The following is a 26,340-nucleotide window of genomic DNA, read 5'->3' on the forward strand; positions in this document are numbered from 1 at the left end:
AGCCCTTGAATTAGTGAAATACTAACAGTTGGAGATGATGGATGAGTAACCAAGAGCCAGGAACAAGCAAGATCACGCCCATAACCTTACTGAACTGAAATGAGCCCCAATAGGTAGGGGTAACCGCTTCCACCGCTTCGATTTCCCGTTCTAATTCGGTAATTTCGAGTCTTTTCGCCCCATGAGCATCACTGCATGTGCCATACTTAAATCGCAACGCATCTATTAGGGAGTTTAATATCTCTTCTTTTCGTTTACGTATGGCTCTGTGCAATTTAAACACTGGATAAGCAAGGTAAATTAACATAACGCTGGCAAAAAAAGTTAGCGTACAAGCATCAATGGCGGGCACAGATATGTTGAACCAAAAAACGGGGGAAATTGCCATGGCTGCCAGCACAAACAAGATATTTTCGGTAGCCAGTATCAGCACTCGTCTAATTCCAACCAGTTCCCGGCTTGTTGTCGCCCTAGGCCGAGTAAAATGACTGATAAGATAATGAGTAGTCGATAGGGATTGAAACATAAACAGCCAAAAGAAAAACCAAAAGGAAAACGCCATCACATACAATGCCGCCATTTTAACAGACAACCCACTCACAAGAAGATCTTCACTAATGATATATACCAGCGTAACGAAAATACCGGCTATAGCAGCAACGTAGGTATGAACAATCAGCTTTTCTGCTAATCGCCTACGATGCATTGAAAAATGACTCAGTACGTTGTTATCCGTCAGATAACGCATAATGATGCGGGCAACATGTTGTTGCTGAACCCTAAGGGTGATCCAGAAAAATGTCGTAAACAGAGGTAAACCGATAGCAGTATTAAAGTCGCGCTGACTTCTTTGTCCTGTAATCGATTCATAATCAAGGACACCGGTGAAGTAATTAACCAAGAAACAGACTGATAAATACAGTAAAGGCACCCCAAAAAAAGGGGAAGAATGGGTAGTCGGATAGCGAAAAGTCATAGTGCTTTCATCCAGCTAACAGCAAGATCCATCGTACCTTATTGTTAGTCCATCTTATTAGTATTTTTACGCTAGTGTAATGAGAATAACTTACATTTCAACAGTACCAGCTATAATTTAATAATTGCGCTAAAAATCATCACATTTCAATCTAATTGATTATTTTTCACGCTAAAAGAAGCCCGTTTCGTATAACTTTAAAGCAGAGCCATAGAGTATCTTTCAATATGATTAATAGTCGTAAATAGCGTCGCTTTTTAGCGGCTAATAAAGGTACCTAGATTTGGGTGGTTTAGATTTGATAGTCGGTGGATCTGTGTCATGGGGAACGCCAAGAGCGCATGTTGCGTGATCGGTGGGTGATTGCTCAGCACACAAAAAAACCGGCATAAAGCCGGTTTTTTGCATTGCTGATTGATTACTTACGCAACTTCTGAATAAGCCGCAACTGCGCGATGGCTTCTGCCAACTCTTGTGCTGCTTCTGCATAATTAAAATCAGCGCCTGGATTGGCGATGTGCTCTTCAGCACGACGTTTCGCTTCAACTGCTGATTGTTCGTCCAAATCTTCGGCTCGAACAGCCGTGTCAGCAAGAACAGTGACGGTACCGGGTTGGACTTCTAACACCCCACCGGCAACATAAATCATCTCTTCTTCACCGTGCTGCTTAACCAAACGCACCATACCAGGTTTAATTGCAGTGATCAGTGGCGCGTGACCTGGATAGATACCCAGTTCACCTTCACTTCCTGTTACCTGTAATGCTTCAACCAGACCAGAGAATATCTCTTTTTCTGCGCTTACCACATCCAGATGAACTGTCATAGCTGCCATTTAAACCTCCTCAGTAAGGAACGTGAACAGGGTTGAGGCAGAGGCGACTCTGCCCAACCTCATTCTTATTTCTTGGCTTTTTCCAAGGCTTCGTCGATAGAACCAACCATGTAGAAAGCCTGTTCTGGCAGGTGATCATACTCACCGTCCAAAATGCCTTTAAAGCCACTGATCGTGTCTTTCAGAGAAACATATTTACCAGGCGAACCGGTAAATACCTCTGCTACGAAGAAAGGTTGAGACAAGAAGCGCTGAATCTTACGAGCACGTGAAACGACTTGCTTGTCTTCTTCAGACAGCTCATCCATACCCAGGATTGCGATAATGTCTTTCAGTTCTTTATAACGTTGCAGTACCGTTTGTACGCCACGGGCAACATCATAATGCTCTTGACCGATGACCAAAGGATCCAACTGACGAGAGGTGGAATCCAGTGGGTCAACCGCAGGATAGATACCCAAAGACGCAATGTCACGAGACAATACAACCGTTGCATCTAAGTGAGCAAAGGTGGTTGCCGGAGACGGGTCAGTCAAGTCATCGGCTGGTACGTATACCGCTTGAATAGATGTAATTGAACCTGTCTTCGTGGAGGTAATACGTTCTTGCAATACACCCATCTCTTCAGCCAATGTAGGCTGGTAACCTACCGCAGAAGGCATACGACCTAACAAGGCTGATACTTCCGTTCCTGCTAGGGTATAACGATAAATGTTATCAACGAAGAACAGTACATCTCGACCTTCATCACGGAATTTCTCAGCCATTGTCAGGCCCGTTAACGCTACGCGCAAACGGTTTCCAGGCGGCTCATTCATCTGACCGTAAACCAACGATACTTTATCCAGTACGTTAGATTCGTTCATTTCGTGATAGAAGTCATTACCTTCACGAGTACGCTCACCCACACCAGCGAATACAGAGAAACCACTGTGTTCGATAGCGATGTTACGGATAAGCTCCATCATGTTTACGGTTTTACCAACACCGGCACCACCGAACAGACCCACTTTACCACCCTTAGCGAATGGGCAAACCAGGTCGATAACCTTAATACCTGTTTCGAGCAGTTCAACAGAGCTGGACTGATCTTCATAGCTAGGCGCTTCACGGTGAATAGACATACGCTCTTCTTCACCAATCGGACCCGCTTCATCAATAGGGTTACCCAACACGTCCATAATACGACCCAGTGTGGATGTACCCACTGGCACCATAATAGGCGCGCCTGTATTTTCTGCTGCAGTATTACGACGTAAACCGTCAGTGGTACCCATCGCGATGGCACGAACAACGCCGCCACCTAATTGTTGTTGCACTTCCAGGGTTAACCCAGATAAGTCACCTTCGGTCACTTTCAGCGCGTCATATATTCTTGGTACCGCATCTTGTGGAAACTCGATGTCCACAACGGCGCCAATGATTTGGACGACCTTACCTTGACTCATAATTTGTCCTCGTTATCTCTTCTAAACCTTTGCTACACCGCTGCGGCACCGCTAACAATCTCACTAATTTCTTGTGTGATTGCAGCCTGACGCGCTTTGTTGTACACCAATTGCAGTTCATCGATAAGGTTGCCGGCGTTATCGGTTGCCGCTTTCATTGCAACCATACGTGCTGCCTGCTCCGATGCTGCATTTTCCACAACACCTTGGTATACCTGAGACTCAATATAACGCACCATTAACGACTCTAAGATTTCTCTTGGATCGGGCTCGTATATATAATCCCAACGATGCTTTAATGTCTCGTCTTCTGACTTAGGCAAAGGCAATAATTGATTCATCACAGGCGTTTGCGACATGGTATTAACGAAGTTGTTGTAAACCAGATAAATTCTGTCCAACTGTCCTTCGTCGTAGGCGCGTAACATCACGCGAACTACGCCTACCACATCACTTACTGAAGGCGCATCACCTAACCCTGTTTCAGCAGCAAGTAACTTGCCCCCAAACCGGTTAAAGAATGCACAAGCCTTCGAACCTAATGCTGCAAAATCTACTTCGACACCCTGTTCGCTTAGTTCTTTCGCTTTTTGGGTAACCAGTTTGAACTCATTGGTGTTCAAACCGCCGCATAATCCGCGGTCAGTAGATATCACAATAAAGCCAACCCGTTTTATCTCACGCTCTTCTAAATAAGGATGACGATATTCCAGGTTACCGTTAGCAATGTGACCAATCACTTTAAGCATGCTTTGCGCGTATGGACGGCCATGAGCCATACGTTCCTGCGCCTTTTTCATTTTCGACGCAGCAACCATTTCCATCGCACTGGTAATCTTTTGAGTATTTTTAATACTCCCAATTTTACCTTTAATCTCTTTACCGCTGGCCATGATTATCTCTCCGATTACTCAACGAATTGTGCTGACATCAACCACTGTATCTGTCAGCACCATTGATTACCAAGTTTGGGTCGCTTTGAATTTGGTTAAAGCGTCTTTCAACTGAGAATCAATGTCGTCGTTGTAGTTGCCGGTTTCATTGATAGACTTCATCAGCTCAGCGTGTTCGCTGTTCATGTAAGCGTGTAGTGCTGCTTCAAAATCCAAGATTTTGTTCAGCTCTACATCTTTTAAGAAGCCTTTTTCAACGGCGTACAGAGACACACCCATATCTGCGATAGACAGAGGCGTATATTGCTTCTGCTTCATCAGTTCAGTTACGCGCTCACCGTGTTCCAGTTGCTCACGGGTGGCATCGTCAAGGTCAGAAGCGAACTGAGAGAACGCTGCCAATTCACGATACTGTGCCAAGGCCAAACGAATACCACCACCTAATTTCTTGATGATCTTAGTTTGTGCGGCACCACCAACACGAGATACTGAAATACCGGCGTTAACCGCAGGACGAATACCCGCGTTAAACAAGTCAGTTTCTAAGAAGATCTGACCGTCGGTAATTGAGATAACGTTAGTAGGTACGAATGCTGATACGTCACCAGCTTGAGTTTCGATGATAGGCAATGCTGTCAAAGAACCCGTTTTACCTTTCACTTCGCCGTTAGTATAGCGCTCAACGTACTTGTCGTTTACACGGGCAGCACGTTCCAGCAAACGGGAGTGAAGGTAGAAAACATCACCAGGATAAGCTTCACGACCAGGAGGACGCTTCAGCAACAATGAAATTTGACGATAAGCAACCGCTTGCTTAGACAAATCATCGTATACGATCAGCGCATCTTCACCGCGGTCGCGGAAAAACTCACCCATAGTACAACCAGAGTAGGGCGCTAAGTATTGTAGAGCAGCAGATTCAGAAGCTGATGCAGCCACAACAATTGTGTGAGCCATTGCACCGTGCTCTTCTAGCTTACGTACCACGTTAGCAATAGTAGAGGCTTTTTGACCTACAGCTACATACACACATTTAATGCCTGTATTTTTCTGGTTGATGATGGCATCAACAGCCATAGCTGTTTTACCACACTGACGGTCACCGATGATCAACTCACGCTGACCACGACCGATTGGAATCATGGAGTCAACAGACTTGTAGCCTGTTTGCACAGGTTGATCAACCGATTGACGTTCGATTACACCCGGTGCAATTTTTTCTACTGGTTCAAAACCTTCGGCTTCAATCGCACCTTTACCATCAATTGGCTCACCCAGGGTGTTTACAACGCGCCCTAACAGTGTGCGGCCAACTGGTACTTCCAGGATACGACCGGTAGATTGGACTTTTGTACCTTCCTGCAGGTCCGCATAAGGACCCATCACTACCGCACCTACTGAGTCACGCTCAAGGTTTAGTGCGATGGCATAGCGACTGCCTGGAAGCTCTATCATTTCACCTTGCATTACATCGGCAAGGCCGTGAATGCGGATAATACCATCGGTTACAGCGACGATAGTCCCTTCGGTGCGTGCTTCACTGGTAACATTAAACTGTTCAATTCTTTTCTTGATCAGTTCTGCAATTTCAGTGGAATTAAGTTGCATGCTCTTATCCCCGTTATGCTTGCAACGCGTCTGCGAGACGGTTCAATTTTGACTTGACGGAACCATCAATAACTGTATCACCGGCTTTTACTACAAATCCGGCGACCAGAGCAGGGTCCACGTTACAATTAAGCTTCACTTTACGTGCCAAACGTTTTTCTAACGATGCGCTAATTTCTGCCTTTTGAGCTTCAGACAACGCAGAAGCCGAAGTTAAATTCACTTCTACCTCTTTGTCATAATCGGCTTTCAGTGCATTAAAAAGTACTGAAATCTCTGGCAGCGCAACCAAACGTTTATTTTCTGCCAAAACTTTAATGAAGTTCTGACCGTGTTCATCGAGCTGTTCACCACATAGGTTGATGAATATCTCAGCGAGTTGCTCCGCGGCTACGGCACCAGTCATTAGCTGGTGCACGTCGTCGTTTTTCGCAACTTCGCTGGCAAACATCAGCATGTCTTGCCAGTTGGCAATAGCGTTATGCTCGACAGCAAAATCGAAAGCAGCTTTAGCGTAAGGGCGAGCGACAGTTGTCAATTCAGACATGGCTCATTTCCCCTTATAGCTCAGCGACAAGTTTTTCAACAATGTCGGTTTGTGCATTTGCATCGATTTCACGTTGAAGAATTTGCTCTGCACCTGCAACAGCTAATGCTGCCACCTGGGCACGTAATTCTTCCTTGGCACGATTGCGTTCAGCTTCAATTTCGCTATAACCTTGAGCGATAATTTTCTCGCGCTCGGCTTGACCTTTCTGCGTTTCATCTTCAACAAGTTGATTAGCACGCTTCTTGGCTTGCTCGATAATTTCAGCTGCTTGCGCCTTCGCTTCTTTTAACTGCTCAGTGGCTTTTTCCTGAGCCAGTTCTAGGTCTTTTTCGGCCCGAACAGAAGCTTCCAAGCCATCGGCAATCTTCTTCTGACGGTCTTCAATCGCAGCCAACAAAGGTGGCCATACGTACTTCATGCAGAACCACACAAAGACGATAAACGCGATTAATTGACCTAATAGAGTGGCGTTAATGTTCACGACCGCTCCTCCTCATATGTTCGCTAAAAAATAGGTTTTTAAAAAAATTAAGCACCAACAGCGAACAGAAGGTATAGCGCGATACCAACACCGATCATTGCGATGGCGTCAATAAGACCCGCTACGATAAACATCTTAACTTGCAGTTGAGGAGCCAGTTCTGGTTGACGAGCAGCAGATTCCAAGAATTTACCACCCAGCAGACCGAAACCAATAGCGGTACCCAGGGCACCAAGACCGATCAGTATTGCAACAGCGATGTATAACATGTACGTCTCCGATTTAAGTTAAATTTAAAGTTAAAGTGTAAAAGTAAAACAGTTTGAATCACACGCCTGTCGGCTAGCCGCTAGGCGTGTGCTCCGGACTACATTAATGGTCTTCGTGTGCCAAGCTTAGATACACAATGGTTAACATCATAAAGATGAACGCTTGTAGCACGATAACCAGAATATGGAAGACAGCCCAAGGGAAATGCAGTGGTAACTGCCATACACCCAGGGTAGCAATAAGGATGAAAATCAGCTCACCTGCATAGAGGTTACCGAATAACCGCAGGGCCAAAGAAAATGGACGGGCCAGCAGCGTAACCGTTTCTAAAATGAAGTTAACTGGAATGAATGCCCAGTGATTAAATGGCTGGAAAGTCAGTTCTTTCAAGAAGCCACCCACACCTTTTACCTTTATAGAGTAGAAGATGATTAAAATGAACACGCCTAACGCTAACGCGAGGGTTAGGTTAATGTCCGTTGTAGGTACGACCTTCATATATACATTATGCGGATCCACGCCGGTTGCAGCATGGGCGATTTCTCCGGCCGCTGTGGGCAAGAAATCAACAGGTACAAGGTCCATCAGGTTCATCAAAAAGACCCACACAAAAATGGTCAACGCCAAAGGCGCTATGAGGTTATTTTTCCCGTGGAAGGAGTCACGCACGTTGTTGTTGACAAATTCCACTAGAATTTCAATAAATGCCTGAGTTTTACTAGGAACACCGGAAGTCGCCTTTTTTGCAACTTTGCGGAAAAACCACAAAAACAGAATACCCAACCCGATGGACCAGGCCATGGTATCAATGTTCCATACCCAAAAACCTGCGTCTGCACAGACTTGGCCTGCATTATGAAGTTCTTCACCATGACTAAATTTCAGACCATCGTCTGTGCTACACATGGTGGCATTGGTCAAGTGGTGGAGAATATACTCTTGTGTTGTTATCTCAGATGCCATGTTTCAACCTAAAAATTAAAGTTTAAAAACTTTTCAGCGTTTCGTCTGTAATACCCTGGTCTTGCTACAAAGGTATTAGTATTTTTAGTTCTCGTTATTTTTGACGAAACATTGCCAGCCAATAGCTGGCGGATGTTACTGCGAAGGCGCTAAATACCACTTCCGGTATTGCATTAAGACCTTTAAACGCAATAACAAATAAAATCACTGCCATTACCAAACGTAATTTAGCTCCTTGGCTAAAACTCCGTACTACCAATTCATTCTTACTGGCACCGGCATAGCGAAAGGCAAATAACGCGAAAATGAAATTAGGGACAATACTGATACATCCGCCGATGCCTGCAGAAATTGCGGCTTCAGACGATATTGTCAATGCGATGACAACCACTAACAGTATGAGTACAAGCAACTGAAACTGTATTGCTTGCCTGGCAAGTTTTCTCCCGCCACTCACCAAATCTGTTTTTATCATCGTTTCGGTTATTCAAGCCCAATCAAAAAGCGTCAGAAGTATACTGTTTTATCGATTATTTTCAACCATACATCGCGTTTTGAAAGTTATTCTGAAAATTTTCTTTATGTATAACAGGACTTGGCGCATTGTACGTGAAAAATAAGACGATAACGACCACAGTAAACAAATAATTTACACAGTAGCCGTAAACCGTTAGTGAATCTTTGAAAGGATACCGTCCAGCTGGTCTAAATCATTGAATGTAATCGTTATTTTACCTTTACCTTTGGTGTTATGATCGATGGAAACCTGGGTACCGAGGTTGTCTGAAAGCTGTGTCATCAGGTTTTGTACATCAGGATCGATTTTTTTCTCTGGTTTTGGTTTTGCAGGTTCAAGACATTTTCGAACTAACCTTTCAGTGTCCCTTACAGTTAATCCTTTACCAGAAACCACTTGTGCCACTTCCGTTTGTTGTTCTCCGTCCAAAGCAAGCAAGGCTCTAGCGTGTCCCATTTCAATATCACCATGCTCAAGCAGTAACTTTACATCGTCATTTAAATTATTAAGACGCAGCAAATTTGTCACTGTAGCTCGGGATTTTCCCACAGCTTCTGCAGTTTGTGCATGGGTCAGTTCAAATTCCTTCATCAACCGCTCTAATGCCTGGGCTTCTTCCATAGCATTTAAATCTTCACGCTGGATATTCTCAATCAGCGCTATTGCCACAGCGGCTTCGTCGGGAACATTTTTAATCAGACATGGCACCACATCCAACTTTGCCAGTTGCGCCGCGCGCCATCGCCGTTCACCTGCAATAATTTCGTATTTATCACGGCTAAGAGTACGTACCACTATGGGTTGGATCACGCCTTGAGAACGAATTGACGAGGCCAGCTCATCCAATGCTTCAGGAGACATGTCTTTACGGGGCTGATATTTCCCGGGCGTTAAAAACTCAATAGGCAGTTTGCTTAATTCGCTTTGACCTGCTGATGATTGTTCTGATTGACCTTCCTGACGGGCAGATGAAGACTGGCTGGTTGCAAGTAACGCATCCAGACCGCGTCCAAGTCCTCGTTTCTTTGCAGACATAATTTCCTCAATGACTCGCGATATAGACCAATAATTTAAAAGCGTAGTTTATCAAATTAACTGGCTTTTGCGGGAGGATTTGCCTTTTCCCGCCGACGAAGTATTTCGCCAGCCAACGCAAGATAAGCCTTTGCACCCGCAGACGATTTATCATAATACATAGCGGGCATACTAAAACTAGGTGCTTCAGCGAGCCTGACATTACGTGGAATAACGGTGCGATACACTTGTTCGCCAAAATGCCGCTTGAGTTGTTCAGACACATCGTTAGCTAATCGGTTTCGAGGATCATACATAGTACGTAATACCCCTTCGATTTTAAGTGCCGGATTAACAACAGAAGCCAACTTCTGAATGGTATCCATCAAAGCGGTTAGCCCTTCTAAGGCGTAATATTCACATTGCATCGGTACTAGCACAGAATCGGCAGCAGCCAAGGCATTAACGGTTAACTGGTTAAGTGAAGGCGGGCAATCAATAAAGATAAAATCATAATAGTCTGCCACCGATGCGAGAGCATTACGCAATCGCACTTCTCTGGCAAACATTTCCATCAACTTAATTTCTGCGGCGGTTACATCTCCATTGGCCGCAATCAGATCATATTTACCTGAGGTCTCTTTAACAATGACATCGTCGATGGGTTTTTCTTCAATGAGCAATTCAAAACACGTCGCTTCGGCTTCGTATTTATCAACACCACTGGCCATGGTGGCATTGCCTTGGGGATCCAAATCAATGAGCAATACTTTACGTTTGGTGGCCGCCATAGACGCTGCAACGTTCACTGCGGTCGTTGTTTTTCCTACGCCACCTTTTTGATTCGCAATCGCGATTACCTTCGCCACTATGTACCCGTTAGACTTTTCGAATTGTTACTAAATGTCGCTCACCAATCAAATCTGGTATCTTCAATTCTGATACCGATTCGATCTGAAAGTGATCGCTTACTTCGTCTATTTCACTTTGAGGAAATTGCCCTTTAAGTGCAAGGAAGACTCCTGATGAATCTACCAGATGTTGACACCAGTGCAACATATCTTTTAAAGACGCAAATGCACGGCTTAGTACGATGTCATAAGGACTTTCAGGAATGTGTTCCTCGACCCGGCTATGAACAGGACTGACATTGGACAGGCCCAGTTCATAGGCACATTGTTTCATAAATCGAACTCTTTTGCCCAAACTATCTAACAAAGTAAATGACACCGACGGATGCAAGATAGCTAAAGGCATGCCTGGCAAGCCTGGCCCTGTACCCACATCGATCACCTTGTTGGCGGTAATAAACGGCGTGACCGCCAAAGAATCCAATATATGTTTGACCATCATTTGCTCTGGATCCCTTACCGAGGTCAAATTATAGGCTTTATTCCATTTATGCATATTCAAAACGTAGTTTACAAGCTGTTCTGCCTGTAACCCAGACACACCCAGTTGTAACTTTTCACAACCGCTAATTAGTATGTCATTCAGTTTGTTAGGATCAACACTACTCACGCTGTTTTTAATTCCTGCTTTCGAAGCAAACCATGCTTTTTCAAATAAACCAATAACAGGGAAATAGCTGCAGGCGTGATCCCTGAGATCCGAGATGCTTTGCCAATGGTTTCTGGACGGGCATCCGTCAATTTAGCCACCACCTCGTTAGACAAGCCGGATATTTTGCTGTAATCAAAATCCACTGGCAGTAAGGTATTTTCATGACGCTGCGCTTTGGCAATTTCGTCGAGTTGACGGGCAATGTAGCCGGCGTATTTAATTTGAATTTCCACTTGCTCGGCTGCGATAGGATCTTCAACACCCGGCCCAATGCCTTCGATGGCCATCAATGAACGGTAGGTCATTTCTGGCCGTCTGATTAATTCTTCCAGCGAGTGTTCGCGGCTCACGGGATTTTTAAGATGTTCGTTTAGGGCTGGCGTTGCCGTATGCTCTGGGTGGATCCACTGACCACGTAGTCGCTGCAATTCTTTTTCCACAGTGTCCATTTTTTTATTGAACGCAGCCCAACGTTGTTCATCCACCAGCCCCAGTTCGTGACCTAACGCCGTTAAGCGGCTATCAGCATTGTCTTCCCTAAGTAACAACCGGTATTCAGCACGGCTGGTAAACATGCGATAAGGTTCTTTGGTGCCCATGGTGGCCAGATCGTCAATGAGCACGCCCATGTAAGCTTGATCCCGTCGTAATACGAGGGGATCTTTTTGCTGCACCTGTAACGCCGCATTTGCACCGGCAATTAACCCTTGAGCGCCCGCTTCTTCATAACCCGTAGTGCCGTTAATTTGCCCGGCAAAGAACAAGCCTTGGATAAATTTGGTTTCCAAGGTTTGTTTGAGATCTCTTGGATCAAAGAAATCATACTCGATGGCGTAGCCTGGACGAATAATATGGGCATTTTCAAACCCACGAATAGAGTGAACTAAGGCTTGCTGAATATCAAAAGGCAAGCTGGTTGATATGCCGTTAGGGTATACCTCAACACTGGTAAGTCCCTCTGGCTCAACAAATATCTGATGAGAATCTTTGTCAGCAAAACGGGTGATCTTATCTTCAATACTAGGGCAATAGCGAGGACCAACGCCTTCGATAACACCAGTAAACATCGGAGATCGATCTAAACCACTGCGAATGATCTCGTGGGTTTTTTCATTGGTATGGGTGATATAGCAATTGATTTGTTCCGGATGCATCTCCCGGTTACCCATGAAAGAAAATACCGGTGTGGGTGAATCACCAGGCTGTGCCTGCATCACACTAAAATCCAAAGTACGGGCATCAAGACGAGCAGGTGTACCGGTTTTAAGCCGATCAACTCTAAAAGGTAATGCTCGTAAACGTTCGGCTAACGCAATGGAAGGTGGATCGCCAGCTCGCCCACCACGGTAGTTTTCTAAGCCAATATGAATGGTTCCACCAAGGAAAGTCCCCACCGTCAATACCACTGTTTTGGCTTTAAATTTAAGACCCATTTGGGTAACAACACCAGTAATTTGATCGTTTTCTACGATCACATCATCACAGCTTTGCTGAAACACAGAAAGATTGGGCTGATTTTCTACCATATTGCGTATGGCTTGGCGGTATAAGATCCGATCCGCTTGTGCCCGTGTGGCTCTTACCGCTGGGCCTTTGCTGGAGTTTAGTGTTCTAAACTGGATCCCACCTTGATCAATGGCCAACGCCATAGCACCGCCCAGGGCATCGATCTCTTTTACAAGATGACCTTTACCGATCCCACCGATAGCTGGATTACAAGACATCTGCCCAATGGTTTCAATATTGTGAGTTAGCAATAGGGTTTTTACACCCATCCTTGCTGCAGCAAATGCAGCTTCGGTTCCAGCGTGTCCGCCGCCAACAACGATGACATCAAAGGCATCTTGGTAAAACATGTTGAACCTCACAATATTCGGGGGATTAAAAGTATTTTTTCTTTTACAAGCTTAACAAGCTATATCAGAAAAGGGCGCGTATTTTAGCTGACTTATTCACTAATGGAAATGGTTAAATTTTCTTCAATACTGTGTTGCTGTTCGCTTTTGCTTGTCCCTTATAGATTTAAAGATCTCTTTTAAGATCTTTATATTTATATTTATTAGGATCGCTAAGATCTGTTAGTAACTGCTAAATGTTAGTTGAGATCATGATCTTACGACGATAATAAGTCAGGTATACATGGGATCATAACCCACTTAGATCATGTGTATAACCCCCTATGTTATCCACAGATGAAAAATTCTTAAAACTTATGCCATCGGTGATCAAAGCTTATGCACAGTACTCTAGGGGATCCTGTCCACAGGGGTGATCAAATTGTGATCCTGTTGGGGATAACTTGTCTAAAAGATCATAAATTGATCTTGGGATCGCATTCGTTCTGGTATCTGTAGATGGGATCTGCCTGTGATTAGATCTTTTCCACAAGGATCATAAATTTCTTGTTCGGATGTCTTTTTCAGATCTGACTTTTACGAGTAAAAAGGGAAAAAATAGCGATGCCACCTAAAAATAACTGTGTAGATGGCATATTTAGTGGGTTAATTGGTCGATTTATGACGGTAAAAAGGATCAACGAAGCTGATTGGGCTGATAGCGAGGGGGCGTTTCGTTTGAATTTTCGTCAGGCGTGAGCCCTTCCCGTCGACTTGGGCCAGAAAAACGCACCTTGTAGGTGTCGTATTCTTTTATAGATTCGAAGCAATATTTACCAAGGGCGAGGGCCAGTTCGTTGAGATTATGATTGGTGATCAATATACAGTTCTTTTTGTTCACTAAACGTTGTCTGAGTAAGTTTCCTAGCCAACTTTGCTGGTTCTTTTTCAATAGGGTTTCGTTCACGCACACTTCGTCTAAGATCAGTAGATCCACATCCAGAAGTTCCTGGTGTGTTTCTCTAAAACGCTGACCGATATTGTCTTGGGAACTAAAATCGAAGGAAAAGTGACGCATTTCCATTAGCGTAGAAAGCTGTCTGTATAGAACGGTAATTTCATATTGTTCGATAAGTTCATGGGCAATGGCACCAGCAATATGGGATTTGCCACGGCCATAATCACCGTAAAACAACATCATGTGGGAACCTGCTTGTCGCCACTCTCTATCGCTATGGGCAGCGATAAAGGAATGGGCAATGCTTACCGCTTCTATCACATCATCACTGTCTTCAACAAGATTTGCAAAGGTCCAGCGGGGATTGAGATCCGAGCGGCCATGAATATCTGTAATACGTTGCTTTTTACTGTCTTGCTGCAGTTGCCGTATTTCTTCATTGGCTTTACGCTCATAGTCTTTGCGCAGGGTTTCGTAATCGGTATAGCCTTCCTCAACAGGGGGTTTACCCATCGCTTGAGCCAGTGCGTTTAGTTTATCTTTTAGTGATTGCATTGCTTTCAGCCTTTTTTATTGGAAGCATACTTTTCAACCAGTTTTTTTGCATTATCGTCTGCTTCGATGCCGGGTGCAACGGGGACGCTTTGGCTACCTACCTTTTTGGTTGACGTATAATCCGTATTGGTGCGTTTTCTTTTTAATGCATAGGTGAATTTTTGCGTCCACTGAAAATGGCTAAATACCGCATCGGGTCGACCCAGCCAATAGGCGACAAATTCGCCGATATCTTCTTCATTAAAGTCACGGTTGATTAAACCGATGAGGTTTGCCATTTCCTCAAAAAGTGTGGGATCAGGTTTCCAAGTGCCATGGATTGGTGTGAATTGGCGATGTAAATGGGTGTAGTTATCTTGTTTGCTGCGACAAAGGGGCAGCAATAACCGTTTACTACTTAACGACAAAGATAAAGACATATCGTCCTGTAACGCAATGAGTCCTGCTTGCTCTAGTTCACCGAGTAACTTATTGATCTGCTGGCCCCGTGTAAAAGGATTTGTGTTGCTATTGTCGCCATTTAATAACTGAATCAGTAACTTATAATTAAGTGGTTGAGATAATCCCGTATTGAGATCCACCGTCGGCCGTAAACCAAGGCAATACAATACTCTGCTTTCGTTAGTTAGCGAGGATGTCAGCGCATTTAATTCTGCTTCAGTATACATATAATCAGCTATTTAACTGTTCTTCAAACCATGAAACGGCCACGTCTTCAGGTATAGGATGGTTTAGTACATCGATATGTAAAGGCTCGGCAATAATTGTCGCGCCAGCGTCTTTAAGCCGCTTTTCCATGTTTTTAGCACCAAAACAGAACGTATCGTAACTGCTGTCTCCCAACCCCACTATATAGGCGTTGATACCAGATAGGTCATTTTTAGCAATTTCATTGGCGAAGGGTTGAATGTTTTCCGGTAACTCGCCGGCGCCGTGTGTCGAAGTGCAAATGAGCCACCGGCCGCTTTTATCTATGTGGTTAAATTCGGGTGAAAAATGTACTTGAGTTTGATATCCGGCTTGTATTGCTACTTGTTCAAGGGCTTCGGCTACATATTCTGAAGCGCCGAGAACCGAGCCTACGATAATTGATAGGGTTTTTGACATGCTATTTCCCGAAACACAAAATGGAAATCATACTTACTATCCTGTGCTATGCCTATTTTTACGTAAACTTTGAACGTAATTTAGTCTGGGCTCAGCTTTTGACAGAAGAAGTCTGTGATGTTCTAGTGTAGCGCTATTGTAAGCATAAAGCATGGCTTTGATATCAACGTAGTGGTTAACAAAGAGCAATAATAAATGTACCTATTATTGCTCTTTGTCAGTGTTATTTACCAAACACTATTACGAATCAATAGTTAATGGCACCTCCATCAACATTCACGCATTGTCCGGTAATGAAGTCACTGTCTTTCGAGGCTAGGTAATAAAGGGTACCCAATAAATCTTCCGGTACCATTTCCCGTTTTATAACTCGTGCTGCAATTGTTGGTGCTTTGGCTGCCCCCAATTGCTGATGATCTTTTACACCTTCACTTTCTGTTAAACCCACTAAAATGCAATTTACTAAAATATTGTCTACGCCGAGTTCAGCAGCCAGTGCCCTTGTTTGGCCAACAATAGCGCCTTTAGAAGACACATAGTGACAAAACATTGGGGCGCCACGCAAAAAGGTGCCAGAAGCGATATTAATAATTTTTCCGCGGCCATTTTTACGCATACTAGGGACAATGGCTTTGGCGCACTGAAACGGCCCTCGTACATTGACTCGCATCACCAAATCCCATTCATCTTCGCTTATTTCAGTAAAGGGTTTTAATTCAAGGCCAGCAAAAATAGCGGCGTTGTTGATTAATATTTCGATAGGGCCGAATTTTTCTTCCGTTAGGGCAGCCATGTTGCTTAACGATTCATTATTGGTTACGTCAACAGTACAACCTATAGCACTTTGCCCATTTGAACGAATTTCTTCCACTACTGATGAGGTATCTGCAATATCGGCGACAACCACTTTAGCTCCTTCTGAAGCTAAACCCTTGGCATATGCCGCACCGATACCTTGCGCTGCACCTGTGACGACAGCCACTTTTCCTTCCAGTCTTTTCATATTTTGTTTCTCGCTTTGTGTATTGGGATAAAACTAGATTTAAAAACTCATATCACTATTTTCAGTATTTATTGTGGGGGAGACAGACATACCCACCCGCAATTGGCTAGCATTGGCTTGGGTGGTATCAATGCTTATTCGAACCGGTAATCGCTGTACAATTTTTGTGAAATTACCGGTGGCGTTATGGGGGGCAATTGACGAATAGCTCACGCCACTCGCCGGGCCTATGCTTTCTACGGTTCCGGAAAAAGAAACGTCGGGCAGTGCATCTACCTCAATGTCAACGGCTTGCCCAATTTTTACATTGGCCAGCTGGGTTTCGCGGTAGTTTGCCGTGATATACAAGGCACTTGTTGGCACAATGACAGCTAATGGTTTTCCCGGGGTGACAAATTCACCCACACGGGCTGTTTTGCGTCCCACAATGCCCTCTATAGGGGAATACACCTTGGTATATGACAAAGCCAGTTGTTTGGCTTCTAAGTCTGCTTGGGCAAGAGCCAGAGCGGCTTTGGCGTTGTCCAAGCTTGCTTGAAGTACATTAACCTGTTGTTTAGTATTTGAAAGTTTAGCTAAATTTTGGGTTAAATTTGCTTGTTCGATGGTGAGTTTAGCCGTGGCTTGTTGCAGTGCTTGTAGGCTACCGGAACCGTCTGCAGCGAGGTTACTAAAACGGGTTTTATCTGTTTTTGCTAATTCCAACGTGGCTTTATTGGCATCAATTTCTGCTTTTGCGCGTAAAATTTCAGATTCTTGTTGCTTTAACTGGGCTTCTAAACTGGCAACGTTAGCTTGTGCGCTTTTAACCTTCGCCTTACTGGCTTCAACGGCCACAATGAAATCTTTTTCATCTAAGGAAACCAATAAATCGCCTTTTTTAACCGGCTGATTTTCTTCTATGAGCACGGTGTTTATCGTACCGGCAACTTTTGGTCCCACAGCACTAAAATCAGCTTGTATATAAGCATCTTCAGTGGTTTGAGACGTACTGTAAGATTCCGGTTGGTTTAGGTAAACAACACTGCCAGCAATCATGCCGAGGCAGACTATGGCAATGGTGATTTTTACAGGGGTGGGTAAAGCCATTTTGAAATCCTTAAAATTATCAATTTGAAGACGGTTTTGCGCTGGGAGCGGGGATATGGGTCATACTTAATACCAACGGAATCATTAAGCAGGCCGCAATACCAAATAGGCGATAAATATCCGCTACCGATAAAGTCAAAGATTGCTGAGTAAGCACTTTGCTTAAGTTTGAATTCGTTAATGTGAGCAAGGTATTGTTTGCCGTTGATGCGTGTTCCAACAGCCTTTCTGAATGAAAATGACTGCGTTCGACAAGAAGATGTCCCATTACCGTGCCGCCTAACAGCGTACCTAGAACCCGCAGTGTATTTATGATGCCTGAGAAATAGGGGCCTTCCTGGGGATGGACGACACTGGTCATTAGAAATAGCATGGACACCACTGCCATGGGTTGTCCTATGGCTTGTAATATCTGCACAAGTAAAAATTGGTCTCTGTGCCAGTCGGCATTCAGTTGTGCGCCGGTAAAGCAGGCGATGGCAATGCATAATAGACCAATGGAAAAGACGATTCGGGCATCAACCCATTTTTTGTAGAGCAACAGGGCGACCATTGAGCCTAAGATCAGCTGTGGTAATCCCACAATCAAACCTAATTGGGCAGATTGCATGATTCGATAATCCTGGAGCGCGCCTAAGTAGGCCATAGGCAATGCGGTAGCTGACATAAAGGTAATCAGCAGAAAGCAAAATACCAGTGATCCTAATCCTAGATTTCTGCGCCCTAATAAACGTAGGTTGATAAAGGGCGTTGGGTGAAACCATTCGGTGACCAAATACAGGGTGAAAAGGAGAAGTCCATTGACGGTACACAATGTAATAAGGGGCGAATTAAACCAATTTAATCGGACGCCTTGAGTCAGTGATATTGTGAGTAGCACCATACCAGTAATGCCCAGCAACATGCCTAACCAGTTTCCTTGAGAGAAGCGGGGATATTTTATTTCTTCTTTTGGTGCGCCCCAGTTCACCAAACCAATGGCGAGAAGACACAGCGGAATAATTTGCCAATAGATAAGACGCCATTCGTGGAGTCCATCGCTCCATTGCCCAGTAAGCCAAATCGCGATATTTGGTGAAAAGGTGGCGGTCATGGCATATAACGCTAAGCCGTGAAGTCGAATATGAAGAGGCAGGGCTTTTAGCGCCATCATCATTAATAAAGGAACCAATGCGCCACTGGCAATGCCTTGTACAAAACGAAGGGCTATAAGCAAGGTTAAATTTGATGTGTATGGCAGTATAAAAGCAATAACTGCACACAGCAGCACCATGTAGGTATGGAATCGTTTTATCGATAAGGTAATGGCGAACCAGGTTGCAAAAGGGGTAATTAACAGTTCGCCTGCTACATAGCTGGTTGTTAACCACGACGCACTATCCACACTGAACCCTAATGCACCACGCACATCAACCAAGCCTAAAGAGCCAACCCGACTATTCAGTCCAGCCATCATGGCACTGATAAATATACCCGTTAGTACGGCCAAAACCCGTATTGGAAGTACGGTGGCTTGGGTCACTTGAGGCGTAGTTGACTGCCCGTTGTTGGGGAGCGCTTGTGATGGCGTAAGTTGGCTGGGGCTAGTTTTCATCAGTTACCCCATAACTGGTCGTTGGTTGAGTGATGTTTAACGGCACGTATTCAGACGCTGATTTTGAATGTGCCTCATCCATTGACGTTGTGGTATTAGCCTCGGTGACTATTTGCGATGGATTGGAAAGATCCCATCCACCGCCTAATGCTTTATATAAGGTAACAAGGCTGATAGTGGCCTTGGTGGCACTATCGTTTAGTGCAATTTGACTGCTGAGAACCTGTTGTTGGGCGGTTAATACTTCCAAATAACTGCCCGCACCTTCCTGATAATGTCGTTGTGCAAAATGAAGCGCCCGCTTGTAGTCGTGATAAGCTTGCTCGGTATAGTTGTGATGGGTACGTTGTGAGGCTAAATCATCGAGGGCGTTATCTACTTCATGCCATGCATTAAGCAGGGTTTTGCGGTAAACCAAAGCCGCACTTTTTTGCTTTTCTTCGGTCAGTTTTAACCGTTGTTTTAATTTACCGCCTTGAAATATGGGGAGATATATTGCCGGCCCCACAGAGAAAAAACCGGATCCCCAGCTATCAATATCGCTACTTTCAAAGGCTTCAAACCCAGCACTACCCACGAGGGTTATACGCGGATAGAAGTTTGACTCGGCAACACCAATTTCAGCCGTAGCCTGATGAAGTTGGGCCTCTGCGCTAAGGACATCGGGTCGCTTTTGCGCTAATTGCGCAGGCACGCCAATGGGTATTTCCTTCGGCATTGCTGGTAAAGGAGTATCTTGTATCAGTTGTTTTTCCATCGCGTTGGGTAATTCGCCAAGTAATAACGCCAATTTATTCATTTGGGCATCACGTTGGGCATTCAGCGAGGGGATCATTGCACTGATTGAGGCTAGCTGGGCTTTGGCCATTGCTATCTCATAGTTCGTGGCGAAGCCATTTATCACGCGACTTTTTACTAACGCCAGCTTTTTCTCAGCAATTTGTTTGTTTTCTTTTGCTATGCGTATTTGCGCTTGTATACCACGAAAACGTAAGTAGTCGCTGGCAACCTCGGCCATAAGCGTTACTTTAAAGGCTTCTCTGTTTAAAATAGTGGCTTCTAATTGTGCGCTTGCGCCTTCTTGGGCGCGCTGAATGTGGCCCCATAAGTCCACTTCCCAGCTGGCATCAAACCCCGTTTGCCAGTAGTTATTGCCACTTGGTTTTGCACCTAATGCGGCAAATTTACCGTTGTCACTGATATCTTCACGCACATAGCTGCCACTTGCCGAGACGGTAGGCTGGAAATCTGCGGTAGTGATGCCTAAATTCGCCCGACTTTCGGCTATGCGACTTGCCATTAGCTGTAGATCGAAATTTGCATTAAGGGCGCGTTCTTCAAGATCGGATAAAATAGGATCATTAAATAGCGACCACCATTGTTTGGATATTGCTTCATCTGACACACGATAGGTTTGGCTATAATGACTAGAGGAACCCAGTTTTAGCGTGTTTAACGAAATATCCGGCGAAACATAATCCGGGCCTACGGTGCAACCGGTTAAAAATACCATGGCCGCAGCTAGGCTAGATGTTTGAAAGAGACCGCAAGGCGAGCCGTTTAAGGAATGATGTATACGCATGTATTGTAGATCTCATGTTAGCCGTTTACTAAAACCGAACCGAACTTACCGGTACAGTTTGAGTGCGAGAAAAAATAAACCAATGCTATTATTGGCTTTAATAGCCTGATTTTACTGTGTATAGTAACGAATATTATAAATAATTAATGTAGATAACCATTGAAACTGTACCGCTCAGTTCGGTACTATAGGGTGAGTACTCAACCTTGTCAATAATTTTCATATACAGGTAAAGCATAATGACGGATTCAATCGCTGTACCCAGCAGCGCTTTTGGTGCAGAAAGGCCATTGGGCGCAAAAGCAATGACCGTACTTAAAGCAGCCAGAAAAGTGTTTCTGGCCCATGGTTTCGCTGGCGCTACAACAGACATGATTCAACGGGAGGCGGGGGTCTCGAAGTCAACGGTTTATGCACACTTTGCAAATAAAGAGATCCTCTTTAGTGCGGTTGTCCAATCAGAGTGTTTTGCAACTTCGATAAACATACGCAATATCCAATTTGTTCCGGGTAAGATCCGTGAAATTCTCCACGAGATTGCAGATAATTATCTACAGATCGTGTTGTCAAAATCCGGTTTGGCGTTAGCACGAATGGTGATAGCAGAGGTTGAGCGCTTCCCAAATTTAGGCAAAACCTTTTACGAAGCAGGACCAAAGCCCTGTGTGTCTCAGGTAAAAGAGCTACTTTTTTTAGCCCAGCAGGCCGGTGATATTGAATTGGGCGAACTTACCGCAGAAGAAGCGGCGAGGGTGTTTGTTGGATCTATTCGAAGTGAGCCGCAGTTATACTATCTAACCCATCCGGAAGAAACCCCCACTAAGGCACAAAAACAACAATGGTCAAAGCTAATTGTTGACACATTTTTGCGATCCTACGGGAAAACAGACTAGGTGAAACGCCCTTTTAATAAAAAAATTACAAGAGTAAAACGGCTGTGTTAAGAGAATTAAAAAACCTTAATAGTTTTACTCTTCCTACGACAAAAAAAAGCAAGTCACTATTTAAATTCTTCTTTAAAAACATAATTTTATAAATTATATCTTCCTCTTACTATTTAGGTTTTTTTACTTACGTTGCCACCAAAAATGCCGTGCTGGCTTTGGTTGAAGCCGGACACAAAAATATCGCTTTCATTAACGGTATTGGAAATAAAAACATATTGGCAATAAAACTTTTGTAACCGGTGGCGCGAAAGGCATTGGCAAAAGTGTTGCCACTGCCTTTGCAGAGGCTATCGTCAACAAAATAAGGTGTTATTGGCCGCTTTATTTGCCGATACAAAATGACGAAAAAATACGTCCTAACAGATCATCGGAAGTAAATTCACCGGTAATTTCTGTTAGTGATTGATGAGCAAGTCGTAGCTCTTCTGCCAGTAGCTCGCCGGCCAAGTGATTGAGAAGCTGTTGCTGGCCGTTATCCACATGTTCCGAGGCTTTGTCTAAGGCATCGAGATGACGGCGACGGGCAATAAACTGGCCTTCTGTTGTGGTATCTAATCCCATGGTTTCGGCTAAATGGCTGCGCAGGGTATCAATACCCAGGCCGGTGCTAGCTGACAAGGCAATAACATCAATGTTCCCATGTTGGGTGTTGATGCGTTGTACTCCCGGTGTTTCACCAGAAATATCCGCTTTATTTCGAATTACTGTGGTGGGAATATTGGCCGGCAATCTCGCCATAAATTCAGGCCAGATTTCATAAGGATCAATGGTATTGGTTTCAGTACTGTCGACCACAAAAAGCACTCTGTCTGCTTCTGCAATGGCTTGCCAGGCCCGTTCTATCCCTATTTTCTCAACGGTATCCGGGCTTTCTCTTAAGCCGGCAGTATCAATAATATGAACCGGCATACCGTTTATATCAATGTGCTCGCGAAGAACGTCCCGGGTAGTGCCTGCTATGTCGGTGACGATGGCGCTGTCTTTTCCTGCCAATGCATTTAACAAGCTGGATTTACCGGCATTCGGACGACCTGCGATCACCACCTGCATGCCTTCCCGTAGCAAAGCGCCTTGTTTTGCTTTTTGTTTTACTTCAGCCAAAGCGCTTACAATTGCAGCTAAATCACCGGCGACTTTACCGTCAGATAAAAAATCGATTTCTTCATCGGGAAAATCAATGGCCGCTTCTACGTACATCCGTAGATGTATGATTTGTTCAGAAAGGGCAGTAATGGTATTTGAAAACTCACCTTGTAGAGAGCGTACAGCGCTACGAGCTGCTTGCTTTGAGCTGGCATCGATGAGATCTGCAATGGCTTCGGCTTGGGCAAGATCCAGTTTGTCATTTAAGAATGCTTGTTCGCTAAACTCCCCAGGGCGTGCCAAACGTACACCGGGACAGGCGAGAATGGCGTCAATCAGCATGTCCATGACGATTTGGCCACCGTGTCCTTGCAACTCAAGTACGTCTTCACCGGTAAAGGAATTTGGCCCTTTAAAGAAAAGGGCGATACCTTGATCAATAATCTGCTTATCTGAGGCCAAAAAAGCGGTGTATGCCGCCGAGCGAGGCTTTAAAGGGACGGGCACTAATCTTTCCGCCACTTCAGAAGCCTTTGGACCTGATACACGGACAATGCCCACCCCGCCACGACCGGGCGCTGTGGCTTGGGCTACAATGGTATCTTGTGCAGACGCTAATACATTCATGCTAGCTTTTCATATTTTTAAATTGAAAGGGTTGGCCAAGGTCACTGGCTCTTACCAGTGACATCACTTCTTGTAAATCATCACGCTTTTTGCCCGTCACACGCAACTGATCGCCTTGAATGGCGGTTTGTACCTTGATTTTGGCATCCTTGACCAGTTTAACAATTTTCTTCGCCGTAGGCTGATCAATGCCTTCTTTAAAGGCAATGATTTGGGTGCAGATTCTGCCATGCTGATCATAGTCTTTAACATCCAGAATGCTGGTATCCAAATTTCGTTTGGCACAAGCGTTTCTAAACATGGACTCTAGCTGCTGAAGCTGAAATTCACCTTCTGCTTTTAAGACGACTTTTTTATCTTTAAATTCAATACTGGCTTCGACACCACGAAAATCGAATCGTGTGGCCAGTTCACGCTGAGTATTCTCAGCAGCGTTACGTACTTCTTCAACGTTTATTTCAGATACGATATCGAAAGATGGCATGGGGATCCCTTCTTTGATGAATCAGCCCGCGAGTGCGGGCTGATATAAGGTTGTTAAGACTACTTGGATTTAAGGCCTTTCTTTTCCATTGCAGCGTAAATCAATTTAGCCTGTACCAGCGTAATAATATTACTGACTAACCAGTACAGAACCAGACCTGCTGGGAACCACAAGAAGAAAATACTCATTGCCACGGGCATAAATTGCATTATCTTTTGTTGCATGGGGTCGGTAACCGTTGTGGGTTGTAGTTTTTGTAGCAACCACATACTGGCACCGGTTAATACAGGCAATACGAAGTAGGGGTCTTTTACCGACAGATCTGTAATCCACAGGAAGAAGTCGGCGTGACGCAATTCAACGCTTTCCAACAGTACCCAATACAAAGCCAGGAAAATAGGCATTTGTAGAATAATCGGCAGACAGCCACCCATGGGATTGACTTTCTCTTTGCGATAAAGCTCCATCATGGCCTGTGACATTTTTTGTCTGTCATCACCAAAGCGATCTTTGAGCTGCTGCATTTTAGGGGCCAGGTTGCGCATACGCGCCATGGATTCATATTGCTTCTTCGTTAACGGGAACATCGCACCTTTAACGATCACGGTAATAAGTATGATGGCCAGACCCCAGTTGCCCACAATACTATGGATAAACTGTAGTAAGGCAAACAGAGGCTGGGAAATCCACCATAAGATGCCGTAGTCAACAGTTAGGTCTAAGCCGTTTGCGAGTTTAGCCAGGTTGTCTTGATCTTTCGGGCCTAAATACAACTCACTACTGATGCTTGCCGTTTCACCGCTTGCCACAGTAACCGGCTTACCGGTAAATCCAATAATGGCATATTGGTTTTGTATAAGCTTAGTATAGAGGGTATTTTCTTGCTCTTGGGGGGGGATCCAAGCGGCAACGAAGTAGTGCTCTAACATGCCTACCCAACCGGCTTCGGTGGAGATTTTAAGGCTTTTGTCTTCGATATCATCAAAGGTGTATTTCTGATAACGATCTTCTTCACTACCGAATGCAGCGCCACGGTATGTGGGCATAAACATATTCTTACGATCGGGCACATCGGTGGTTTGTTTTAGTTGTGCATACTGGAGGAATTGGGTGGCATTGGCCGTTCCGTTTTCAATGGCGTAAGTCAGCACAACGTCATGATTACCTTTAGTGAAGTTAAAGGTTTTGGTAATTTTTAAGCCGTCTGCATTTTGCCAGGTTAGTGGTACAGAAAGACTGTCACCGTCCATTACAAAATCTTTGGAGGTTGCAGTGTAACGGGGTCTGCCAGCACGATTGCCGTCTGGACCATCCTGACCTACCAAACCACTTTGTGCGATATAAAGGCCATCGTTAGGTCGCAACAAGCTGTAGTTTTCTGATGATTCCAAGGTAAGTGGAAACTTCACAAGATTCGCTTTTACCACATCACCGCCCACTAGATCGATTTGTAAATCTAGTGTGTCAGTTAAAACGTGAACATAGCGGTTCCCATTTTGGTTAACAGCGCTTTCGTTCATGTTAGGCGAAATGTTGGGTACATCAGCTTGCATATCAGACGGTACGTCTAATGATTGTTGCTGCGCGGAGGGTACACCGTTGTCGGTTGTGCTGACGGTTGCCTGCTCACTGACTTCGGGTTGCACGGGTTGCGGTCCATAATCCTGTTGCCACTGTTGCCAGAGTAAAAAACTGACTAGGGCAAGGCCGATTAGCAGAAAACTACGTTGGGATTCCATAAAGGTCTCTTTATTCCGAGTGTTTATTATGTCGTGATCCCGGGACAGGGTCATATCCGCCCGGATTGAAAGGATGGCATTTTAATATGCGTTTAATGGATAACCAACCGCCAATTATCAATCCATGCGATTTTAATGCTTCTAGTGCATAAAAAGAACAGGAAGGATGGAAACGGCAGCGTTGCCCTAAAACTGGCGAAATAATCCACTGGTAGAGTTTAACCAGTAACAGAGGAATTGCGATGCTTATTTTGCGCAGCGTTTGGCGAGTTTTTTCCATTGCTTTTCCAACAGTGAAAATACTTCTTCATTCGTTAGTTTATCTGCTCCGGATTTACCAACGACGATGATATCAATATTAGGCAACGCGTGTTTGCGATGTCTAAAGCTTTCCCGAATGAGTCGCTTTAAGCGATTTCTTTCATGGGCTTTCTTTATGCGTTTTTTCGCAAGGGTAATACCTAATCGTGGATGGGATAGATTATTTTTGCGTGCTAATAAAGTAAAAGCAGGGGAAACAGCAGGAATTGCGTTATCAAACACATAGGTAAAGTGGGAGGGAGTTAACAGACGTAACTCCCTGGAAAATTGATTTTCACCCACTTTGGGAATATTACTT

Annotated in this window: 27 protein-coding genes; 1 reads left to right on the forward strand and 26 read right to left on the reverse strand. The window is 44.5% G+C overall.

Features of this window, described 5'->3' with window-relative positions; translation table 11 throughout:
- Nucleotides 1-10 precede the first annotated feature (10 nt).
- From V5298_RS04680 to V5298_RS04780, 21 genes are all read right to left on the reverse strand, one after another.
- Nucleotides 11-976 carry a hypothetical protein gene (locus tag V5298_RS04680; RefSeq protein ID WP_332930314.1) on the reverse strand — a complete coding sequence of 322 codons (966 nt, stop codon included), beginning with the start codon at nt 974-976 and terminating at the stop codon, nt 11-13.
- Between the two features lie 418 nt (nt 977-1,394).
- Nucleotides 1,395-1,811, reverse strand: coding sequence for a F0F1 ATP synthase subunit epsilon (locus tag V5298_RS04685; RefSeq protein WP_332930315.1), 417 nt, complete (start codon nt 1,809-1,811; stop codon nt 1,395-1,397).
- A gap of 65 nt (nt 1,812-1,876) precedes the next feature.
- Entirely contained in the window at nt 1,877-3,259 is a 1,383-nt protein-coding gene (atpD, locus tag V5298_RS04690) for a F0F1 ATP synthase subunit beta (protein ID WP_332930316.1), read from the reverse strand.
- A 32-nt stretch (nt 3,260-3,291) separates the two neighbouring features.
- Nucleotides 3,292-4,152 (reverse strand): F0F1 ATP synthase subunit gamma, encoded by an 861-nt coding sequence (gene atpG / locus V5298_RS04695; protein ID WP_332930317.1) that lies wholly within the window; start codon nt 4,150-4,152, stop codon nt 3,292-3,294.
- Between the two features lie 66 nt (nt 4,153-4,218).
- Nucleotides 4,219-5,760 (reverse strand): F0F1 ATP synthase subunit alpha, encoded by a 1,542-nt coding sequence (gene atpA, locus V5298_RS04700; protein ID WP_332930318.1) that lies wholly within the window; start codon nt 5,758-5,760, stop codon nt 4,219-4,221.
- Nucleotides 5,761-5,773: 13 nt separating this feature from the next.
- Nucleotides 5,774-6,307, reverse strand: coding sequence for a F0F1 ATP synthase subunit delta (gene atpH, locus V5298_RS04705; protein WP_332930319.1), 534 nt, complete (start codon nt 6,305-6,307; stop codon nt 5,774-5,776).
- 13 nt (nt 6,308-6,320) lie between these two features.
- On the reverse strand, nt 6,321-6,791 hold the full coding sequence (atpF, locus tag V5298_RS04710; protein ID WP_332930320.1) for a F0F1 ATP synthase subunit B: 471 nt from the start codon (nt 6,789-6,791) through the stop codon (nt 6,321-6,323).
- Nucleotides 6,792-6,838: 47 nt separating this feature from the next.
- Nucleotides 6,839-7,060: a F0F1 ATP synthase subunit C gene (gene atpE / locus V5298_RS04715; protein WP_216029384.1), complete on the reverse strand. Its 222-nt coding sequence runs from the start codon at nt 7,058-7,060 to the stop codon at nt 6,839-6,841.
- 103 nt (nt 7,061-7,163) lie between these two features.
- Entirely contained in the window at nt 7,164-8,024 is an 861-nt protein-coding gene (gene atpB / locus V5298_RS04720) for a F0F1 ATP synthase subunit A (RefSeq protein WP_332930321.1), read from the reverse strand.
- Between the two features lie 94 nt (nt 8,025-8,118).
- The gene (locus V5298_RS04725; protein ID WP_332930322.1) at nt 8,119-8,499 is read right to left on the reverse strand and encodes an ATP synthase subunit I; all 381 of its coding nucleotides are present in this window, start codon (nt 8,497-8,499) and stop codon (nt 8,119-8,121) included.
- A 195-nt stretch (nt 8,500-8,694) separates the two neighbouring features.
- Nucleotides 8,695-9,576 carry a ParB/RepB/Spo0J family partition protein gene (locus V5298_RS04730; RefSeq protein ID WP_332930323.1) on the reverse strand — a complete coding sequence of 294 codons (882 nt, stop codon included), beginning with the start codon at nt 9,574-9,576 and terminating at the stop codon, nt 8,695-8,697.
- Nucleotides 9,577-9,632: 56 nt separating this feature from the next.
- A complete protein-coding gene (locus V5298_RS04735) occupies nt 9,633-10,424 on the reverse strand; it encodes a ParA family protein (RefSeq protein WP_332930324.1) in 792 nt (263 codons plus the stop codon).
- Nucleotides 10,425-10,434: 10 nt separating this feature from the next.
- Nucleotides 10,435-11,076, reverse strand: a complete 642-nt coding sequence (gene rsmG / locus V5298_RS04740) for a 16S rRNA (guanine(527)-N(7))-methyltransferase RsmG (protein WP_332930325.1) — start codon at nt 11,074-11,076, stop codon at nt 10,435-10,437.
- Entirely contained in the window at nt 11,073-12,974 is a 1,902-nt protein-coding gene (gene mnmG, locus V5298_RS04745; RefSeq protein WP_332930326.1) for a tRNA uridine-5-carboxymethylaminomethyl(34) synthesis enzyme MnmG, read from the reverse strand. The genes rsmG and mnmG overlap by 4 nt, the downstream gene beginning before the upstream one ends.
- A 676-nt stretch (nt 12,975-13,650) precedes the next feature.
- Nucleotides 13,651-14,466, reverse strand: a complete 816-nt coding sequence (locus V5298_RS04750) for a DnaA ATPase domain-containing protein (RefSeq protein ID WP_332930327.1) — start codon at nt 14,464-14,466, stop codon at nt 13,651-13,653.
- A 5-nt stretch (nt 14,467-14,471) separates the two neighbouring features.
- Entirely contained in the window at nt 14,472-15,134 is a 663-nt protein-coding gene (locus V5298_RS04755; RefSeq protein ID WP_332930328.1) for a DnaT-like ssDNA-binding domain-containing protein, read from the reverse strand.
- A gap of 4 nt (nt 15,135-15,138) precedes the next feature.
- On the reverse strand, nt 15,139-15,573 hold the full coding sequence (gene mioC, locus V5298_RS04760) for an FMN-binding protein MioC (RefSeq protein ID WP_332930329.1): 435 nt from the start codon (nt 15,571-15,573) through the stop codon (nt 15,139-15,141).
- A gap of 247 nt (nt 15,574-15,820) precedes the next feature.
- On the reverse strand, nt 15,821-16,576 hold the full coding sequence (locus tag V5298_RS04765) for an SDR family NAD(P)-dependent oxidoreductase (protein WP_332930330.1): 756 nt from the start codon (nt 16,574-16,576) through the stop codon (nt 15,821-15,823).
- A gap of 39 nt (nt 16,577-16,615) precedes the next feature.
- Nucleotides 16,616-17,665: an HlyD family secretion protein gene (locus V5298_RS04770; RefSeq protein ID WP_332930331.1), complete on the reverse strand. Its 1,050-nt coding sequence runs from the start codon at nt 17,663-17,665 to the stop codon at nt 16,616-16,618.
- 19 nt (nt 17,666-17,684) lie between these two features.
- Nucleotides 17,685-19,259 carry an MFS transporter gene (locus tag V5298_RS04775; RefSeq protein ID WP_332930332.1) on the reverse strand — a complete coding sequence of 525 codons (1,575 nt, stop codon included), beginning with the start codon at nt 19,257-19,259 and terminating at the stop codon, nt 17,685-17,687.
- On the reverse strand, nt 19,249-20,841 hold the full coding sequence (locus V5298_RS04780; RefSeq protein ID WP_332930333.1) for an efflux transporter outer membrane subunit: 1,593 nt from the start codon (nt 20,839-20,841) through the stop codon (nt 19,249-19,251). The genes V5298_RS04775 and V5298_RS04780 overlap by 11 nt, the downstream gene beginning before the upstream one ends.
- Nucleotides 20,842-21,080: 239 nt before the next feature.
- Here V5298_RS04780 and V5298_RS04785 point away from each other — a divergent pair, with 239 nt between their 5' ends.
- The gene (locus tag V5298_RS04785) at nt 21,081-21,734 is read left to right on the forward strand and encodes a TetR/AcrR family transcriptional regulator (RefSeq protein ID WP_332930334.1); all 654 of its coding nucleotides are present in this window, start codon (nt 21,081-21,083) and stop codon (nt 21,732-21,734) included.
- 375 nt (nt 21,735-22,109) lie between these two features.
- Here the strand turns inward: V5298_RS04785 and mnmE are convergent, their stop codons facing one another.
- From mnmE to rnpA, 5 genes are read right to left on the reverse strand one after another with little or no spacing between them, the layout of a single operon-like run.
- Nucleotides 22,110-23,498 carry a tRNA uridine-5-carboxymethylaminomethyl(34) synthesis GTPase MnmE gene (mnmE, locus tag V5298_RS04790; RefSeq protein ID WP_332930335.1) on the reverse strand — a complete coding sequence of 463 codons (1,389 nt, stop codon included), beginning with the start codon at nt 23,496-23,498 and terminating at the stop codon, nt 22,110-22,112.
- 1 nt (nt 23,499) lies between these two features.
- Nucleotides 23,500-23,982 carry a YajQ family cyclic di-GMP-binding protein gene (locus V5298_RS04795; RefSeq protein WP_332930336.1) on the reverse strand — a complete coding sequence of 161 codons (483 nt, stop codon included), beginning with the start codon at nt 23,980-23,982 and terminating at the stop codon, nt 23,500-23,502.
- Nucleotides 23,983-24,041: 59 nt separating this feature from the next.
- Entirely contained in the window at nt 24,042-25,721 is a 1,680-nt protein-coding gene (gene yidC, locus V5298_RS04800; protein WP_332930337.1) for a membrane protein insertase YidC, read from the reverse strand.
- Nucleotides 25,722-25,731: 10 nt separating this feature from the next.
- The gene (gene yidD, locus V5298_RS04805; RefSeq protein ID WP_332930357.1) at nt 25,732-25,980 is read right to left on the reverse strand and encodes a membrane protein insertion efficiency factor YidD; all 249 of its coding nucleotides are present in this window, start codon (nt 25,978-25,980) and stop codon (nt 25,732-25,734) included.
- Nucleotides 25,968-26,324, reverse strand: a complete 357-nt coding sequence (gene rnpA / locus V5298_RS04810; RefSeq protein ID WP_332930358.1) for a ribonuclease P protein component — start codon at nt 26,322-26,324, stop codon at nt 25,968-25,970. The genes yidD and rnpA overlap by 13 nt, the downstream gene beginning before the upstream one ends.
- Nucleotides 26,325-26,340: the final 16 nt, after the last annotated feature.

The sequence above is a fragment of the Alteromonas sp. 14N.309.X.WAT.G.H12 genome (assembly GCF_036697315.1).
Classification (GTDB): Bacteria; Pseudomonadota; Gammaproteobacteria; order Enterobacterales; family Alteromonadaceae; genus Alteromonas.